This is a genomic window from Oleiphilus sp. HI0079, from assembly GCF_001635105.1.
Genome location: NZ_LWFT01001394.1, coordinates 1 through 16,925, shown reverse-complemented (window position 1 = coordinate 16,925; position 16,925 = coordinate 1). Strand labels below are relative to the sequence as shown.

Here is a 16,925-nt window from a genome sequence, read left to right as displayed (position 1 = left end):
AATAAATAAGACGCTTAAAATAATGCAAAACACCAGTCCAGTGCTTGAAGAAAACACCCAAGTAAAACGCCCAATGGTAATTGATGGTTCATTTCTTTTTGGAAATTTACTTGAGTTTGGTAAAGATCCACTGGCGTTCATACAACGGGCGCTCCGGTTAAAGCAGCCCATCATCGATTTTTGCATGCCATCACAACGCATTTCCTTAGTAACAAGTGCGGATATGGCGCACCAAGTACTTGTTAAGCACGCATCACAGTTCAAGAAAGCGGATAATGACGTTGGCGTTATGGCTCATGTCCTTGGCAATGGATTGGTGACAAATAACGATTTTGCGTCCCACAAGAAGCAGCGCAAGCTTACCCAGCCTGGATTTCACTTCAGACGCATTCAATCCTATGCAGATACCATGATTCGATATACGAGACAGTATTCTGATGACTGGCTGACTGATGCTGAGCGTGACATTAATGATGACATGTTCAAGCTAACGCTGTTTATCGTTTCGAAAACACTTTTTGACAACGATGTCGAGACAATGAGTGAGGTGTCTAGCGAAGTTGGAAAGTCTATGCATGAACTACAAGAAATCATGAACAAAGGTTTTCAAAGCATGTATGTCCTTCCCTCTTGGATTCCCATGCCAGGCTCCAAACGCCTGAAAAAAGCAAAGAAACGTCTCCATGACATAATCCAAGGCATGATTGATGCGCGCACCAAAGCGGACGGCACCTTCGAGTCCGGCGATGACCTTTTGAGCATGTTGCTAGAGTCGCGATACGACGATGGCACACAGATGTCTCGCGAACAGTTGATGGATGAGCTTGTCACCTTACTCTCTGCTGGCCACGAAACAACTTCGAATACAATGACTTGGGTGCTCTATTTGATGGCCAGCCATCCTGAACTTCAAGAACGAGCCTATGAAGAGGTCATGGAACTATTAAGCGATAGCGAGCTTTGTCTTGAAAACCTAGATCAGCTCTCTTATGTAGAGCAAGTTATCAAAGAAGGAATGCGGTTATACCCTCCCGCGTGGGTACTTAATACGCGCCAAGCTATCGAAGACGTCGAGGTAGGCGGCTATTTCTTTGAGAAAGGAAAACGGGTCTTTGTTAGCCCTTACGCGAATCACTACAACCCAGAGTATTTCCCAAACCCCGAACACTTCAACCCGGAAAGGTTTAGTGAAGAGAACGAGTCTAAACTTCCGCGATACGCTTACATGCCATTTGGTGGTGGGAATCGGGTATGCATCGGCAACTCGTTTGCAATGATGGAAAACAAAATCATCTTAGCATTGTTGCTGAAAAGCTTTCGCTTTGAGCTTTGCGCGAGAACAAAGGTAGAACCTCAGCCTCATGTCACCTTGAATAACAAAGATGGCATGTGGCTAAAAGTCGTCAGACGTTCTACTTAGCAATAGCCTATAGCGCTGGGGCTTAATCGACCGCTGAAATTCGGCAAAGGACTCCATTGAGCGCTGCATTGCCGGTCACAGGGTCATACACTTTATCGTCCACCAGATCATTCACACTCACACCGGCGTGCTGCTCTGCGATATTCAAGCGAGTACCGGAGCGGTTATGACCCCAGCCGTGAGGAATACTAACAACCCCCTGCATAACTTCATCAGAAGCCTTGACTGCGACCCGCTCTTTCCCGACCCGGGTCTCGACCTCGATTAAGCCGCAGTCTTCAATGCCAAGGCGCTCCATATCTGAGGGATGCACAAGCGCATGGTAGCGCACTGGCCCTTTAACGAGTCGATGTGAATTATGCATCCAAGAGTTGTTGCTGCGAACATGTCGTCGACCGATCAGTCTCATATCATACGATGTGTTTTGCTCTGTTTCAGCGTCGAGAGATAGCGCTTTAATCGGATCAACTAACGAGTGAATCACTAGCTGCACTGCTTTGTCCGCAGTACAAATACGCTGACTTAATCCTGGCTTCAAAGGACCCAAATCAATACCACTTGGGTGTTTCTTGAGTGTTTCTAATGACAACTCATATTCACTGCCCGCGCTTTTCCCATACGGCCCCATCTGCATGCCCATATCCATTAGCATCTTGGGCTCGACTAACGGTTTAAAGGAGAGCTGTTTCGCATCAGAGAGCGCTTTTGCCAATCCAGATAGAATCTCCCAGTCATGCAATGCGCCTTCTGGACGAGGAAAAACTTCGCTGTTAAATCGTGCAACATCACGTATCGCAAGCCGGAAAAACGCAACGTCATAGTGATCATGCTCGAGCGGGCCAGTTGGAGGAAGGATATAATCGGCGTGACGCGTCGTCTCGTTCAAGTAAAAGTCCAAAGCAACCATTAAATCTAAGCTTTCAAGCGCTGTGTCCAATTGGCGACCATTCGGTGCCGATAAAACAGGGTTGCCTGCCAACGTGTAAAGAGCCCTAAACTGCCCGTCTCCGGGAGTAAGGATTTCCTCAGCAAGAGCGGTGCTTGGAAATTCACCGGCAAACTCCGGCAAGCCGCTCACTCTAGTGTGGTAGCGGGCGAAATGTCCCGGACTTGGCTCACCAGGCCGAACATAACCTACTGCAGACGAGGGAAACATCGCGCCACCAGGTCGATCCAAATTTCCCGTCAGTAGATTAATCAAATGAATAGCCCACTGACAAATCGTCCCATATTGCTGAACAGACACCCCCATCCTGCCATATAGAACTGCAGTCGGCGCGCACATAAACTCCTCAATAACACGCTGTTGGTCCGCAGCCGAAACGCCACTTTTTCGCTCGGCCAAATCAAAGCTGAATGGCGCTACCAATGCCGTTAACTCACTCAAGCCAACAACTGGAACAGACTCAATGAATTCTTCGTTTTCGACCTTAGAAATCACATGTTTCAGAAATGCCAAAAGCACATATACATCAGCAGAAGGTTTTACGAACAAATGCTCGTCAGCAAGCGCGGCCGTTTCTGAACGACGAGGGTCGACAACGACAAACTTTCCGCCGCGTTTTTGAATCGCTTTTAAACGATTCTTTACGTCAGGCACAGTCATCATGCTGCCATTTGATGCTACCGGATTAGCACCGAATATCAGCATATAGTCCGTTCGATCAATATCCGGGACAGGAACAAGAAACTGGTGTCCGAATAGATGCATTGCAACGAAATGATGGGGTAATTGATCTAACGAGGTAGCCGAAAAATTACTTTTCGTAGCTAATGCTTTTCTGAGCAGGCGCCCGTGCGTCAAATTTCCGTAGTTGTGAACGTTGGGATTGCCCGCATACACAGCGACCGAATCATTCCCAAACTTCGCCTGAATCTCGGCTGTGCGCTTTGCTATCTCTTCAAATGCGGCCTGCCAAGAAATCTCTTGCCAGTCCTGACCAACTCGCTTCATTGGTTTTCGCAAACGATCCGGATCCTCATGCAAATCCTGCAAAGCAATCGCTTTAGGGCAGATATGCCCCCGACTGAACGGATCCTCAGGATCACCTTTTATCTCTAGGATCTCCTCACCTTTCGTTTTGATCGTTAAACCGCAAATCGCTTCGCATAAATGACACGCGCGTTTATGGGTAATTATTGCGCCTTCAAGGTCTTGAGCAGTGGACATAAAGAACCTTTGTCTTTTCGTTATTGTTTTGATTTTGTCAGGCTTGACAGTGCCTACTTATAATCGGGACTAAGCCCCACAACCAGATTGTGCCTCAAGCATTGCAGCGACCTCATCCTGATAGCGCTCCTCTACCGGCACAAATGCACCCTTAAGCTCATCATAGGCTTGGACATCACCACTACCGATATCGTAGCACCAGGCATGAATAGCGAGCTTTCCTGTCGCAAACTTCGCTGCAACATGCGGGTGCGTCATAATGTGTTGCTTCTGAATGAGCACATTCTCTTGTACTAAATGCATTAGTTTTTCTGCATCGGACAAACCTTCATACTTTTCATCGACAATTTGCTTTGCGGCAAGCGAAAAAGATAGCCACTGAGCGACATGAGGTAAGCCTCGAACACTATCAGGGTTCATCACACCCTGCATAGCTCCGCAGCCCGAATGACCACATATCACAATATGTTGAATATTTAGTGCGGCAACCGCGTACTCAATAGAGGCCGTCACACCACCAGTTTGATTCGTATGCGGTGGTACGATATTCCCGGCATTTCGAATAATAAAGAGCTCGCCAGGCTCTGTATTTACCAAGAGGTTTGGATCAATCCTAGAGTCGGAACATGTAATAAACAGCGCTTCTGGCGCCTGTCCTTTCGACAACGCCTCGAAGAGTTCGCGCTTTTTCAGGTGCGCTTCACTCTTGAAACGAACGATACCTTCAACGATTTTCGACATCTTATTGCTTACCCATACGGTTTATAAAAACAGAAGCTTGGCCAGGAAATATAGTCTAAACTAGTACTGTTCTTCGGAGTAATGCTTTTTGTCTTTCAAGCTAAAAAGCATGTGGAGAACATGTATCGATACATAATTAATGATGAAGGAATGATCACATGAAGAAACTTATCTTAGGTGCTGTTATCGCTTCTGCTCCAATCGTCGCAATGGCACACCCTGCCGGTTGTGGTTTGGGCACAGCAGTTATTTTCAAATCGCCATCTACATGGGTAGAGCACGTCCTTGCAGCAACCACCAATGGTACTTCTGGCAACCAAACATTTGGTATGACCTCAGGCACACTTGGTTGTGAAGCAGCTGGAGGCCCATTGGCATCAGGTGTTGACTATTTCATCGATGAAAACATCGACATGATCGCTATGGAATCGGCGACTGGTGAAGGCGAAACAATTGACGCTCTCGCTGAAATGATTGGCGTTGCTGACACTGACAAGCGCGCTTTCCGACTTTCACTTCAAAGCAATTTCGATACAATGTTCCCAAGTGAAGATACGTCTTCTGCTCAGGTATATGACGCTATCGTAGATATCATGAGCCATAACGACCGTTTGGCTAAATACCTAGGCTAACTGCCCAGAAAGATATCAAAGCAGCTCCACTATGGAACCTGCTAGCAAACGAGCCCCCAGGGGCTCGTTGACCTTAAGAACCTTTGATTACGTAACAAATTAACTTAAGATCATTCGAATAATAAGCATCACGCTTTACGCTTCTAACAATTACATATCTCAGAGTGCGACAGGGATTTCATGACTGCATTACGTCGTGCACTATGTGCACTTTGCTCGAATATCGCTTGTTCAACCCTACTCCTCGGCCTATTGACAGCACCCGCTGCGTGGTCATCCGAAACCACACCATCGGAAGCACACGGTCAGAACAAACTAGACCAGCTATCTCACGAGCGGCAATGGCTCGATCTCTTGCACTACCACGACGTTGGTATTGTCGGAGATGTGGGCAGCCAAATAGATGATCCAGACTTCTTTCTCAGCCCAGATGGAGCAAGCGACCCAAACGCCGAACTCAAAGCAAGCATCACTGGATTTACAAGCACTGACCCCGACCACGTTCAAAAAAGATGCGCCTATCCTGCTCGCTATTATTGGCTAAAATCCAAACTCGGGGATCACTATTTCGGCGGAGAGACTCCTTGTCCGGAATTTGAGAAGTGGCGCGATGAATTAGCGACCGATGGACTAACGCTGATCTTTCCTGCAGCCTATTTGAACAGCCCTTCGTCCATGTTTGGCCACACGCTAATGCGCTTGGACAGTTCTAATAGCAAAAGTGAACTACTGGCTTACAGTATCAACTATGCGGCAAACGCAGACCCGAATGACAACGAGTTAGTATTCAGCTACAAAGGTCTGACCGGCGGCTATCCAGGCGTATTCTCAGTTCTTCCATATTATGAAAAAGTGAAAGAATACAACTATCTGGAGTCACGGGATGTTTGGGAGTATGAGCTAGATATCACGGCAGATGAGCTAGCGCAGTTTGTCCGTCACGTATGGGAGGTCAAAGATGCCCATTTCAATTATTACTTTTTCACTGAAAACTGCTCTTATCATCTACTTACTTTGCTCGATGCTGCAAGCGATCGCTTTGAACTGTCGAAGGAATTTACGACTGACGTCATACCTGCAGATACCGTTAGAGTACTGAACGAAAAACAACTCATCAAAAAAGCGTCCTTCCGCCCCTCGATGCAAACAACACTGCAGCACCGCTTAGCGTCCAGCAGTAATCAGGCACAGGTTTTAGCAATTGATTTGGTGCAGTACCTGGACACGCCTGTAAGCGAGCTACTAAACGACAGCGCCTTATCTGAGCAAGAACAAGCTCAGGCGCTGGAGCTCTCTGTCTCGCTTGCCAGGTATAAGGCAAAGCAAGACAAAGAAAATGCGTCAAACTACAACAAAAGGAGCATTCGGCTATTGTCCGCTCGGAGCAAGTTGGGTGACATTGAGACGTTTACCGCCACCCCGACTCCAATGATCCGTGACGATGAGGGGCATCGCTCTCATCGCTGGATGGCAAGAGCAGGAGAAGATCAAATAGGCACCTATGTCGGTTTAGACCTCAGAATGTCTTATCACGATTTTCTAGACCCTGTAGCCGGTTACATACCGGGCGCTCAGCTGGAAATCATCCATCTGAAAGCAAAAGCCTATACCGAAAAAGCATCATTACAAATAGAGGAGTTTCGCGCGATCGATATTGCCTCTTTCTCTCCGCGCGATGGCTTCATCAAACCAATTTCTTGGTTTGTGTCGACAGGGCTCACTCGAAACGAACATCAAATAGATGAACTTATGCCCTATCTCAAAGCCGGACCCGGTGTAAGTTATGGTCTGGCTTCCGCGGGAGGCATATCACTTATAGGCTCAGGTTTATTGAGCACCCGTGCTTTTGTGGACAACGACCTTGATAAGGGATTTGTCCTCGAATCGGGCCCTAAGGTGCAACTTTCCTTACAACATCCAGACATTTCTATCCAGACATACTGGGAACGCCACTATAAACTTGCGGGCGCAGACCTAGACCAACAGAAAGCCTTTTTGGGAATCGGTCACGGAATAACAAACTCCACGAGCCTTCGCATCGGAGCCAGCTATACCGAGACCGATTTGGATGATGGCGCACGCCTCTACGACACAAGTGGCGAGTTAGGCTTCGCATGGTATTTTTAATTCGCTTCACGCTGGCTTTTGCTCTCTTGGCTAGCCTCTCTGCGTGCAGTAGCTTATCAGGCTTTCTATTTTTCCCTCACGAAGGGCATTATCAAACTCCCGAAGGCCTTGGTGTCGATTACAAAACAATACACCTCGACTCCGAAGGTTTTCAGCTCGAGAATTGGCTTTTGTTGCCAAAGGAACACGTAGCACCAAAGGGCACAGTTCTTTACCTACACGGTAATGGGGAAAATATCAGCACGCACATGAATTCTGTTGCTTGGCTAACCCTTGAGGGCTACAAGGTTTTCCTACTTGATTATCGAGGTTACGGAAACTCCGAGGGCGCATCAACGTTGCGCTCCGCGCTCTATGATGTGTTTCAGGCTCATCTTTGGCTTAGTAAACACGAAGAAACCCCGCTATTTCTATTTGGCCAAAGTATGGGAGGCGCGCTAGCAATCACCTATTCCGCCAACATTAATGAGCTAGAGAAGAGCGAATTGGCACCTATTCGCGCATTGATTACAGAATCTTCGCCGGCTGATTGGCCGCAAGTAGCAAGGGAGGCAATGCGAAACCACTGGCTGACATGGCTAGTACAGATACCCGCAAGCTTCATTGAAAGTAAATACAACCCCGAAGATCACATAGGCCAACTGGCGGGATTACCTATCCTACTGATGCATAGCAAACAGGACCCGATCGTACGTTATGCACATTTAGAACAATTACTAACAGCAGCAGATAAAGCTGGTGTTCATATCGAAACTTATCAAACGCTGGGAGGCCATACTCAAGGTCTTGCTTACGAGCAAGCGCGCAAACGCTTTATTGAGTTCATTCAAAACGTAGAGCCAAAATGAGCAAAGCGTTCATGAGCTTACAGCGCGCCACGGGTTCTCTAGCTTAAGCTGAATTTTAGATTACCCCATCCAATCACGCATCGCTGCAATTTTAAACTGCTGACCATCCTTCTCAAACACAACATGCTGTTCGCCAATCGACAGCAGCGTCATGCCCTGGAACGCTTGCCCTTCACGAAGGTAGATATTGTTAATCATAACCCTGCGTGCCGAGGGCGCGGAACTGTAGATATGACTATTGAAGGTAAGCTTTGAGACTTTTGGTCGAGTTCTCTGATCGAGTTCTTCAAGATAGAGAACATCTTCGTAAGGATCAATGCTCTCGCTTTCCACACCTTGATCTTCTACATTTGCTAACTCTGAAGACTGAACAGGAGCCGCATCAAGCGGCACATCGGATACGACTACGCGCGCGTCGCTGACGATTGCAGCGGACGCGGACTGGCTCTGAGAAAGTCTTTTAGACTTTGGCTCGATCAGCTCAAATTGCTCTTCAAAAGGTACCGTTGAGGGCTTTTCAACAGACACCGCTGAAGGCTCTCCAGCAGAAACCGTTGAGGACTCTACAATAGGCAGTAAAGCTTCCCCCGTAGCTGCAGCAGATTCTAAATCAAGCCCTTGTTCACTGCGTGCCGTCTGAACGACTTCGGTATTCGAGCCCTCAATGACTGCATCGTCTTTCGTTTGCGGGATAATCGCTGACTCAGCAACAAGCTTGGGTTCCACTAGCGCAGAAGAACGGCTTTCGCGCAGCTGGGTCGTCGAGGAATCAACGGACAAAGGAAGTGTATCCTCGTTAGACAAAGCCAATTTCACCGTCGATTTTGTATCTGGAACTGTCACCGAAAGAAGATTGTTTCGCGCGCCAGATCCCATGCCCCTCTCTATAGAGTCGTCGGCCTGAACAGTGACATTATCCGCTGAATTCGAAAAGTGGATATAGAGAAATACTAGTGCATTCAATAGCAGCACTAACACTAGCAATACAAGCCAAGGGGACTTTCGTTCCTTTCTCATGTACAAAAGATTTTGGTCTTTTCGAAAAGAAGGTAACTCGCCTTGCTTTCGTTCATGCTCCGAACGTTCAAGTGCATCGAGAATATACGACATAGGCGTTAAGACTTCCCGAGCAGTTTTGGAGTGCGCACATCCAAAATATTATTCATTTGTATCAGCGTCATGCTTCCCGCTATCCCATCAGGTACGAGGCCCATTGAACGTTGAAATTCAACGACCTTCTCTTGCAATGACAAGCCTTCAAGCTCTGGGTTTATCTGGGTTAATCCTTGCTGAAGCCAATCATCCTCTTTCGGCTGGCCGGGATTTATGATCCCAGACTTATAGGGTGGCAACTTCCACACAACGGAATATTCTCCGAGCCAAAATCGGTCAATCTCGTCAAGGGTTGTTTTAAAAAACTCTCCGCCATGCGCGACATAGGCCTCTTCACCTTCAATCTTTAATAAGGCCAAGTGTATTTTCTGTCCATTATCGTTAAACAGGGTGAGCACGGCAGGACGATCAATTCTAAGTAAACTACGCCAGTTTCCTTGTTTGTGAAGACATCCAAGCCCATTCAATTCAGCAAAATCACAAGCCAATCGAAACGGCGTATCACTATAGTTCAAATTCCAAGCCTCAAACACCGATTGAAAAGCCTGTAACTTATCTTTTGCGCCGCGCTCTCGCTCGCCTAGCCCAGAAAACAAGACCTCCCCTGGAGCCGCCGGCGAAGCATCGGAGGGCTGTTCTGATACAGCGCTAAACAATCTCGTATCAGGGCTTGGCGCTTCGACATAAGCAACTAAAGACTCGGGATTTGTCGACAGCGCGTTCGCAAAATCGTTTATATAGTCCATATTGGGAGAATCAGCTTGCTCGTCCTTTCGCGGAGGAACAACCACTGGGCCAAGTTCGCTGGGCGCAGGCCAAGCTAACATGGTCTGCACCGTCTCTTGGGTTTCTGGGCTCGTGCTGATATCAATGACAGACTGGCCTGCATCTTCAGAAAGCTCCATTGGAGAGGCGACATCTGGGTTCTGCTGAGTCTGAACGTCTGACGTCGCTGTCACCGCGTCATCAAAAGGATTAAATGCGTTAAGCAACGGCTTCGACCACAATCCCAACCCAACAAACAAGACGACAGCGAGACTTGCACCGATAACACGATAACCGTAGTTGTGAATAAATTTATCCCAAGCAGAGCCAGATTCGCCCTGAATTTCGTAATGAGCGCGTTTGATATGGCTCGGCTCTACGGTTTCTGCATGTGTTGCATATGCACCTAGCATGGCTCGGTCTGCGAGCAGATTAATAAGTCGCGGAATACCACCGCTGAGTTTATAAAGCTGTTTAACAGCCTTGTCTGAGAATAATCTTGGCCTGCGACCAGCGACGGCTAGTCGGCAGGCGACATAGGCACCAACTTCGACACGATTAAGCTCTTGAAGATGGTAGCGAGCAGTAATGCGCTGTGCGAGCTGACGCAACTGTTTCTGTGCGAGCATTTCGCGTAGTTCAGGCTGACCCAAGAGAATAATTTGCAACAATTTTTTCTCAGAAGTCTCTAGGTTGGTTAACAAGCGCAGCTGCTCGAGCACGTCTGGCTCAAGGTTTTGCGCCTCATCGATTATCAGCACAGGATGGCGCTGATCAGCATGAGCAGAGAGCAGGTAATCATTAATCGCATCATTTAAGGCTTTGACCGATGCAGATGCGTCGTACTGAATATGGAATTCGTCACAAATCGTCGCGAGCAACTCATGCGCAGAAAGCTTTGGATTTACGATGAACGCAACGTCTGTATTCGCTGGCACTTGATTGAGAAAGCACCGACATATCGTTGTTTTACCCGTTCCCACCTCACCTGTGAGAACTATAAAACCGCCCTGACCTTGAACGCCGTAGAGCAAGTGCGCCAACGCCTCTCTGTGACGTTCGCTCATAAACAGGTATCGAGGGTCGGGCGCAATGGAAAACGGAGGTTCCGTTAACCCGAAATAGTCTAGATACATGAAACCCCAGTGCCAACATTGTTATTTAATTAACAAAGGGTAACGAAAAGCGCTCGGTCAAGCAATAACTCTTAACGTTGCTCTGTGCGCTCGTACCGACTTCTTTAGATCGCTAATGCATTGCTCGAGCGTCTTACTAATTTTCGCATGCGTATTGATCATTGCCAGGCGCGGCCATGTCGCTCTCTCTCCTTGTAGCATCAACTCTGAAATAAACTCGCTACTTGGATTCGAAAGCACGCCTGCATAATGTTTAAGCTTATAGCGTGGTGAGAGGGTCACATCGCCCTTGTAACTCTGAGAAAGCAACGAATACATTTGGCCTGAAGTTTGTCGAACGATGGAGTTTGTTGTGTTTTTCCGAAGATAATCAAAAACCGCTTCACCATGAAAGCGCAGCTCCCCTTTCAAAATTCGTGCAGGTAAATGATGAAGTTTGTTGGATTGCTCATGCTCTTCTTTTAGAAATGGAACAACATGAGGATTCGTCTGGCTGACAATACTGAAGTTCACATCATGCAGATGCCTCAATCGTTCAATAGGTAAATCGGACACGACACTGCCATCGACCCAACGCAAGCGAGGCATATAGGGCGATTGTTGCCCAGTTTCATCTTTTTGTTGTAGCTGAACGGGCGGAAAAATTGTTGGAACCGCACAAGATGCCAGTGCAGCACTCCACATCAGCAGGTATGGCGAGGTATAGCCACTGAGTAATCGCTCTTTTTGATGATGTTTTACAGGAGAGACAGAAATATTGACGCTGCGCCCTGTGCGCTCAAAAGCCTCCTGCATCGTATAATCGCCGATGTAGTCACGAATCGTTTCTTGTAACTGGCGCTGCTCCATAAAACCTTTACCTCTCAGGCCACTCAGCAAGCCTGCCCATTTCCATGGCTTCAGAGACAAAGCATTCGGATCGAAAAACTCAGGCAGCTCTTCATCAGTATGAGTGCCCAACAATGCAGCAATAATAGAACCGGCACTTGAACCTGCAATTACCTGTGGCAAGAGATCCCTCTCCCAAAGCGCTTTTACCGCACCGAGATGGAAAGCACCTAAGGATGCTCCTCCGCTCATGAGGAGTGCAGGACGCCCATAGCTGAGCAATATGGCTTTGAAGAAGTCGAGCTTTTGCGCTGGAAGCAGCGCCGATTGGGGATGATCACATAAGTAACGTAAGGCGATGCAAACTTCATCGACATAATCATCAATCAAACGTTTGGTGCCGAAATAGCTCTGGTTGTACAAGCGAGGATCGCCCATATTACCAAGATCGTGATGCAAGCCCTCTCTTAAAGCACGGCTGAGCCCGGACAGATCGTTTTCGAGTCGTAAGTTTCGCAGAGCGTGCATACGCTCTGACAATACTTCAAAGTTATAGATATCGGAGTATGGATCGAGTTTCCATTGCTGATGATCTAGCGCCTCATCTAAAGTCTGAGCAATCTCGGACCATTGCTCATAGCTATTTGCTTGAGAAAGATATCGTTGTAACTTATTGATATGCGCCTGTTTATTGATCACTCAGCCTTCCTATATTCTTCAAGTGTTCAATAAATATAGATCAGGCAGACGAGCACAAATGTGCATTTGATGTGCTTTGATGTGAAGCAATGTAAAACCACCGGTTTATTAGGTGGCTGTTCACAGTTTTCGGACTTAGTTAGAAATCTTCCAAATAGAGATCGTCAGCCGCAAACTCATCTACGACGGCACCATCTCGAATTAAAAACTCGCGATTCTGCAAATACGCGTTACGGATGAAAATATAGGGATCATTCCCTGTTATTAAGCCCTCAACACTCAGAAGATCTGCGCGAAGATCCGTATACTTTAGGCCCTGAATTGCGAGCCTCTCTACGGTCGAAAAACTCTCTACATAGTTCAAAGGCTCGGTATACGTATCGGCTGCACGCCCAAAGGAATCGCGTATCGTCGATGGACCAAAGAACGGCCAGACAACGTATGCGCTGTTCTCATAGCCCCAAACTGCCAACGTTTGGCCAAAGTCTTCTTCGTCATTTCGCAGACCAAAATGTGTTGCAACATCTATAAAGCCCGCTAAGCCAACCGTTGTGTTCCAAATCACCCGATTGAGAGTCACCACAGAATTATGAAATTTACCTTGAAGCAAACTGTTCGCAAATGTTTCTACGTCATCAAGGTTATTGAAGAAATTCGTTACGCCTTGATTCAAAAACGATGGCATCACGAAATCGTAAAACTGCGCGACAGGCTTAGCGAGATAGATATCGAGCTGCTCGTTAAAACTGAACATCGCCCGGTTGAACCCTTCATACGGATCAACATCCTCTTCGTCTTCTACCGCGGACGCTGAAAGCGTTATTAGCATAAGAAGCGCGAAAGCGAGAATATATCCCTTTTCTCTTTTAATCCGTTGAGCTAAGTTCACAAGGCTGTCGAGTTCCGTTTAGGGTCTTTTTGCTTCAGGAAGCGCATTTCTTGACGATTACGCTGCCCACTGAATAGCCGGCACCAAAAGAACAGATAACCCCGGTATCTCCCACATTAAGGTCATCACGATGCTTGTGAAATGCAATGATTGACCCTGCAGAGGACGTATTTGCATATTCATCTAGAATTACAGGCGCTTCCAAAGATTCTGCTGGCCGTCCAAGTACTTTTTTAGCAATCAGCTGGTTCATATTTAAGTTGGCCTGATGAAGCCATAAACGCTTTATACCTTCCGGTGCAAAACCATTCTCGGATAGATGCTCAACGATCATATTCGCAACCATTGGCGAAACTTCTTTAAATACCTTTCGCCCCTCCTGAACAAACAGCTTATCCGCTTGTCCTTGAGCTTCAGGAGCGCAGCGATTCATAAAACCAAAGTTGTTTCGAATATTATTCGAAAACAGGGTTTTTAATTTGGCACTCACCACTTCGTAATACGTATCGACGGCCATTAGATCTTGCCGCTCAACCAGAATTGCGGTTGCAACGTCACCGAAGATAAAGTGGCTATCTCTATCTCGGAAGTTTAAGTGTGCAGAGCAGACTTCTGGATTAAGTACAAGCACTGAGCGAGCCGTTCCTGCTTTCACAAGGTCCAACGCCGTTTGCAAAGCAAACGTAGCCGAAGAACAGGCCACGTTCATATCAAAAGCGAAGCCTTCTATTTCGAGCGCATCTTGCACCTCTATTGAAATAGCTGGGTATGCACGTTGCAGGTTCGAACATGCCACAAGCACTGCATCTACATCTTTGCTTGTTTTATTCGCTTGACCGAGAGCCTGCTTTGCAGCCTCTGTGGCCATTTCGCAAAGTACGCTGGGTTCGGAATTGGGGCGTTCAGGAATTCTTGGTGCCATAATTTCGGGATCAAGGATTCCGGATTTATCGATAACATAGCGGCTTTTGATGCCACTCGCCTTCTCTATAAAAGCGGAGGAAGATTCATGCAATGCCTCAACGTCACCGGAGGCTATTGCCTCTTCATTTTCAGCATTAAAAGCAGCGACATATCGATTAAAACTATCGACGAGTTCATCATTGCTAATAGATTGAGATGGAGTAAATAAACCGGTACCCGTAATCGCGGCCTTGTACACAAACTTCCCCTTTTTAAACCCGTGCTCATAAACACAAAGTTAAACATAATTCTGATACTTAACAACTATACTCGACGCACCAGCTGCCACTGTTTGTTGAGGCGCTTTTCCGAGACGGTCTCTGATGTACCAAGCTGTTGGGCGAACCATGATACGCGCTGCTCTTCGATTAGCCAACGGAATCTTTCAAGTTCAATATCGTAAATACCCTGTGCTTGATGCTGTTCGAGACGGGACGTATATTGATCCCACCAGTTTTTCAACAGAGGCAGCGCCTTGCGCTCCAAAGCCTGCTCGCGCCCCATCTTATCGAACCGCACAGAGCATGCTTTTAAATACCTTGGAAAATGACTTAGATTGTCATAGGGCGTTCTAGAAAGAAAACCATCGAAAATAAGATTCTCGACCTGGTATTTTATATCGCTCACCGACATCGCGACGGTAAAGTTGATTTTGCCTTTAAGGCATTTCATTAGCTCGTGATACTCAGCAAGAATGCGGACAGACAACTTCGCGAAGTCGCGGCTAAACGAAACGAAGTCACCGCGCTTCGATTGCCAACATTCCTCAAACTGCTCCGCCGTCGAGGGCAGGCCGTCACTAGCGAAATGATTCACAATGCACGCCATCGCAAAGTCGTCGTACAGACGCTCAGCCTTTCCTACTGGCGCGTAGAACAACCCCATTTTTTTATAATCAAGAATTTCTTTCTCAAACAATGCTATCTGGTCTCGCAGCTTAAAGTACAACAACCGGGCGAAACCGAGTCGCGTCAAACGCTGTGCTTCTAGCGCATCGTTTCGGGTTGTTTTCAACACTTTAGTACGCTGATCAATCAAGCACGGATAGACCTTTAGCGTGATGCCTGTTTGCTCAAGCTCTAGCTCTTTATCGAGATTAAAGCTCCATGTTTCAACGTGCTCATCTGCGACAGCTGATTCTTTACCGCTTGCTTTTGAGAGAGGGTTAGCACTCAGATAATCATCTGCGACATCGACAAGATCAGCCAGCTCCCGACTTTGTCTGAGAACTTTTCCGTCATCATCCAAAAGCTTAATGTTGAGGCGCAAATGTGGATCCAACAACGCCACATTCCATGCCTCTATCGGAATACTGACGTTCGTCATAAAACGCAGCTGCGCAGCGAGCGTTTCCAAAAGCGGTTCGCTGCTCGCTTCAACCTTATCGAATATTTTGTCGACAGTATCGGGAACAGGAACAAAATGTTTTCTCAGACTTCTAGGAAGATTCTTTATTAATTGAATGCACTTTTCCCTTAGCAAGCCCGGGACAAGCTTTTCAATTCGCGATGCCGTTACCTGTCGAACAGCACGAGCAGGAACGGAAACACTCACGCCATCCTCATCGGTGCCAGGATTGAACGCATAACTTAAGGGAAACTTGATCCCATTATTGTCCAGCTGATCAGGGAAAAGATTGGCATCAAACTCCGCTGCATTGTCTAGCTTGAGATCCTCCTCTTTGAACTCAATCTGTTTTTTTTGCTCTTCGCTCGCTGAACGGAACCACTTTTCAAGAGCAGCATCACTCACGATGTGGTTGGGAAGCAGCCGGTCATACAAACCATAAAGCGCCTCCTCATCTATAACGACATCTTTACGTCGCGTTCTATCTTCAATTTTTTCCAGCTCAGCTAACGTTTGTAGATTCGTGCGTATCGCTTTAACGCGCCCCCGATACTCGCCCTCAACCAATGCGCTGCGAATAAAAACCTCACGCGCAACGCGTGCGTCGATCGAGCCATAATTAACCAATCGACGCGCGACAATCTCCAAACCGTATAAAGTGACTTTCTCAAACGCAAGCACTTGGCCCCGTTTACGTTGGTAATGCGGTTCACTCCAACTTTTTTTAACCAGATGCTTGGCGAGCGGCTCAATCCAGTCTGGCTCTATGCGCGCATTCATCCGAGCAAATATCTGCTGCGTCTCTACCAACTCGGCAGACATAATCCACTTCGCTTTGGATTTAGCTAGGCCCGACCCCGGATAAACTTGAATCTTTTTGTTCCGGCATGCCAAATAGTCACGCTTTTCTTCATGCCTCGCAACATTGGATAAAAAGCCAGAGAGCATCGCCATATGCAGGCTCTGATAACTCTTGTTTGCTGTGCCAGTTTGATCAACATCCATCGCGTCGCTTTTTTCTGACTTCGAATCGATCACGACGCGTTTAGCATCAGATTGTGTTGTCCAGGCTTTTGTAGCTAAAAGGAGCTGCCTATGCATTTCGCGCCACTCTCGCATCCGCATAAAAGAAAGGAAGCTCTTCTGTGCAAATCGCTTTAAAGCGCTACTACCTAGCGTTTGACGCTGCTCTTCGTAGACATTGAACAGCTTCAACAATGTCGCGAAATCTGAATCTACATCTTTAA

At 47.1% G+C, this 16,925-nt stretch carries 12 protein-coding genes; 4 read left to right on the top strand and 8 right to left on the bottom strand.

Features of this window, described 5'->3' with window-relative positions; all coding sequences use genetic code 11:
- The first annotated feature begins 22 nt into the window (after positions 1 to 22).
- Complete coding sequence (locus A3750_RS24065; RefSeq protein ID WP_068456577.1) at positions 23 to 1,420, top strand: cytochrome P450; 1,398 nt, start codon at positions 23 to 25, stop codon at positions 1,418 to 1,420.
- A 22-nt stretch (positions 1,421 to 1,442) separates the two neighbouring features.
- Here the strand turns inward: A3750_RS24065 and A3750_RS24060 are convergent, their stop codons facing one another.
- Together A3750_RS24060 and A3750_RS24055 are read right to left on the bottom strand one after the other, a co-directional pair.
- On the bottom strand, positions 1,443 to 3,590 hold the full coding sequence (locus A3750_RS24060) for a molybdopterin-dependent oxidoreductase (RefSeq protein WP_068549010.1): 2,148 nt from the start codon (positions 3,588 to 3,590) through the stop codon (positions 1,443 to 1,445).
- Positions 3,591 to 3,659: 69 nt separating this feature from the next.
- Positions 3,660 to 4,331, bottom strand: a complete 672-nt coding sequence (locus tag A3750_RS24055) for a carbonic anhydrase (RefSeq protein WP_068453708.1) — start codon at positions 4,329 to 4,331, stop codon at positions 3,660 to 3,662.
- 158 nt (positions 4,332 to 4,489) lie between these two features.
- Here A3750_RS24055 and A3750_RS24050 point away from each other — a divergent pair, with 158 nt between their 5' ends.
- The 3 genes from A3750_RS24050 (at position 4,490) to A3750_RS24040 (ending at position 7,938) form a co-directional block, all read left to right on the top strand.
- Positions 4,490 to 4,963 (top strand): DUF3015 family protein, encoded by a 474-nt coding sequence (locus tag A3750_RS24050; RefSeq protein WP_068453710.1) that lies wholly within the window; start codon positions 4,490 to 4,492, stop codon positions 4,961 to 4,963.
- Between the two features lie 180 nt (positions 4,964 to 5,143).
- Positions 5,144 to 7,090: a DUF4105 domain-containing protein gene (locus A3750_RS24045; RefSeq protein WP_068453712.1), complete on the top strand. Its 1,947-nt coding sequence runs from the start codon at positions 5,144 to 5,146 to the stop codon at positions 7,088 to 7,090.
- Positions 7,078 to 7,938, top strand: a complete 861-nt coding sequence (locus tag A3750_RS24040) for an alpha/beta hydrolase (protein ID WP_068453716.1) — start codon at positions 7,078 to 7,080, stop codon at positions 7,936 to 7,938. The genes A3750_RS24045 and A3750_RS24040 overlap by 13 nt, the downstream gene beginning before the upstream one ends.
- A 60-nt stretch (positions 7,939 to 7,998) precedes the next feature.
- Here A3750_RS24040 and A3750_RS24035 read toward each other — a convergent pair whose 3' ends face one another.
- The 6 genes from A3750_RS24035 to A3750_RS24010 all read right to left on the bottom strand — a co-directional run.
- Positions 7,999 to 9,048 carry a general secretion pathway protein GspB gene (locus A3750_RS24035; RefSeq protein ID WP_068453718.1) on the bottom strand — a complete coding sequence of 350 codons (1,050 nt, stop codon included), beginning with the start codon at positions 9,046 to 9,048 and terminating at the stop codon, positions 7,999 to 8,001.
- A 5-nt stretch (positions 9,049 to 9,053) separates the two neighbouring features.
- On the bottom strand, positions 9,054 to 10,883 hold the full coding sequence (locus tag A3750_RS27230) for an ExeA family protein (protein WP_304439012.1): 1,830 nt from the start codon (positions 10,881 to 10,883) through the stop codon (positions 9,054 to 9,056).
- 126 nt (positions 10,884 to 11,009) lie between these two features.
- Entirely contained in the window at positions 11,010 to 12,479 is a 1,470-nt protein-coding gene (locus A3750_RS24025) for a DUF3336 domain-containing protein (protein WP_231871951.1), read from the bottom strand.
- Positions 12,480 to 12,618: 139 nt separating this feature from the next.
- Positions 12,619 to 13,308 carry a VacJ family lipoprotein gene (locus A3750_RS24020; protein ID WP_068490457.1) on the bottom strand — a complete coding sequence of 230 codons (690 nt, stop codon included), beginning with the start codon at positions 13,306 to 13,308 and terminating at the stop codon, positions 12,619 to 12,621.
- Positions 13,309 to 13,402: 94 nt separating this feature from the next.
- On the bottom strand, positions 13,403 to 14,530 hold the full coding sequence (locus A3750_RS24015) for a beta-ketoacyl-ACP synthase III (RefSeq protein ID WP_068457852.1): 1,128 nt from the start codon (positions 14,528 to 14,530) through the stop codon (positions 13,403 to 13,405).
- Positions 14,531 to 14,595: 65 nt separating this feature from the next.
- On the bottom strand, positions 14,596 to 16,925 hold a 2,330-nt coding region (locus tag A3750_RS24010; protein ID WP_156498908.1), incomplete at its 5' end, for a DUF3418 domain-containing protein.

Bases quoted from the DNA above. Each gene is read 5' to 3' on its own strand.
- A3750_RS24065 (WP_068456577.1), top strand. From the start codon at position 23: ATGCAAAACACCAGTCCAGTGCTTGAAGAAAACACCCAAGTAAAACGC.
- A3750_RS24060 (WP_068549010.1), bottom strand. From the start codon at position 3,590: ATGTCCACTGCTCAAGACCTTGAAGGCGCAATAATTACCCATAAACGC.
- A3750_RS24055 (WP_068453708.1), bottom strand. From the start codon at position 4,331: ATGTCGAAAATCGTTGAAGGTATCGTTCGTTTCAAGAGTGAAGCGCAC.
- A3750_RS24050 (WP_068453710.1), top strand. From the start codon at position 4,490: ATGAAGAAACTTATCTTAGGTGCTGTTATCGCTTCTGCTCCAATCGTC.
- A3750_RS24045 (WP_068453712.1), top strand. From the start codon at position 5,144: ATGACTGCATTACGTCGTGCACTATGTGCACTTTGCTCGAATATCGCT.
- A3750_RS24040 (WP_068453716.1), top strand. From the start codon at position 7,078: ATGGTATTTTTAATTCGCTTCACGCTGGCTTTTGCTCTCTTGGCTAGC.
- A3750_RS24035 (WP_068453718.1), bottom strand. From the start codon at position 9,048: ATGTCGTATATTCTCGATGCACTTGAACGTTCGGAGCATGAACGAAAG.
- A3750_RS27230 (WP_304439012.1), bottom strand. From the start codon at position 10,883: ATGAGCGAACGTCACAGAGAGGCGTTGGCGCACTTGCTCTACGGCGTT.
- A3750_RS24020 (WP_068490457.1), bottom strand. From the start codon at position 13,308: ATGCTAATAACGCTTTCAGCGTCCGCGGTAGAAGACGAAGAGGATGTT.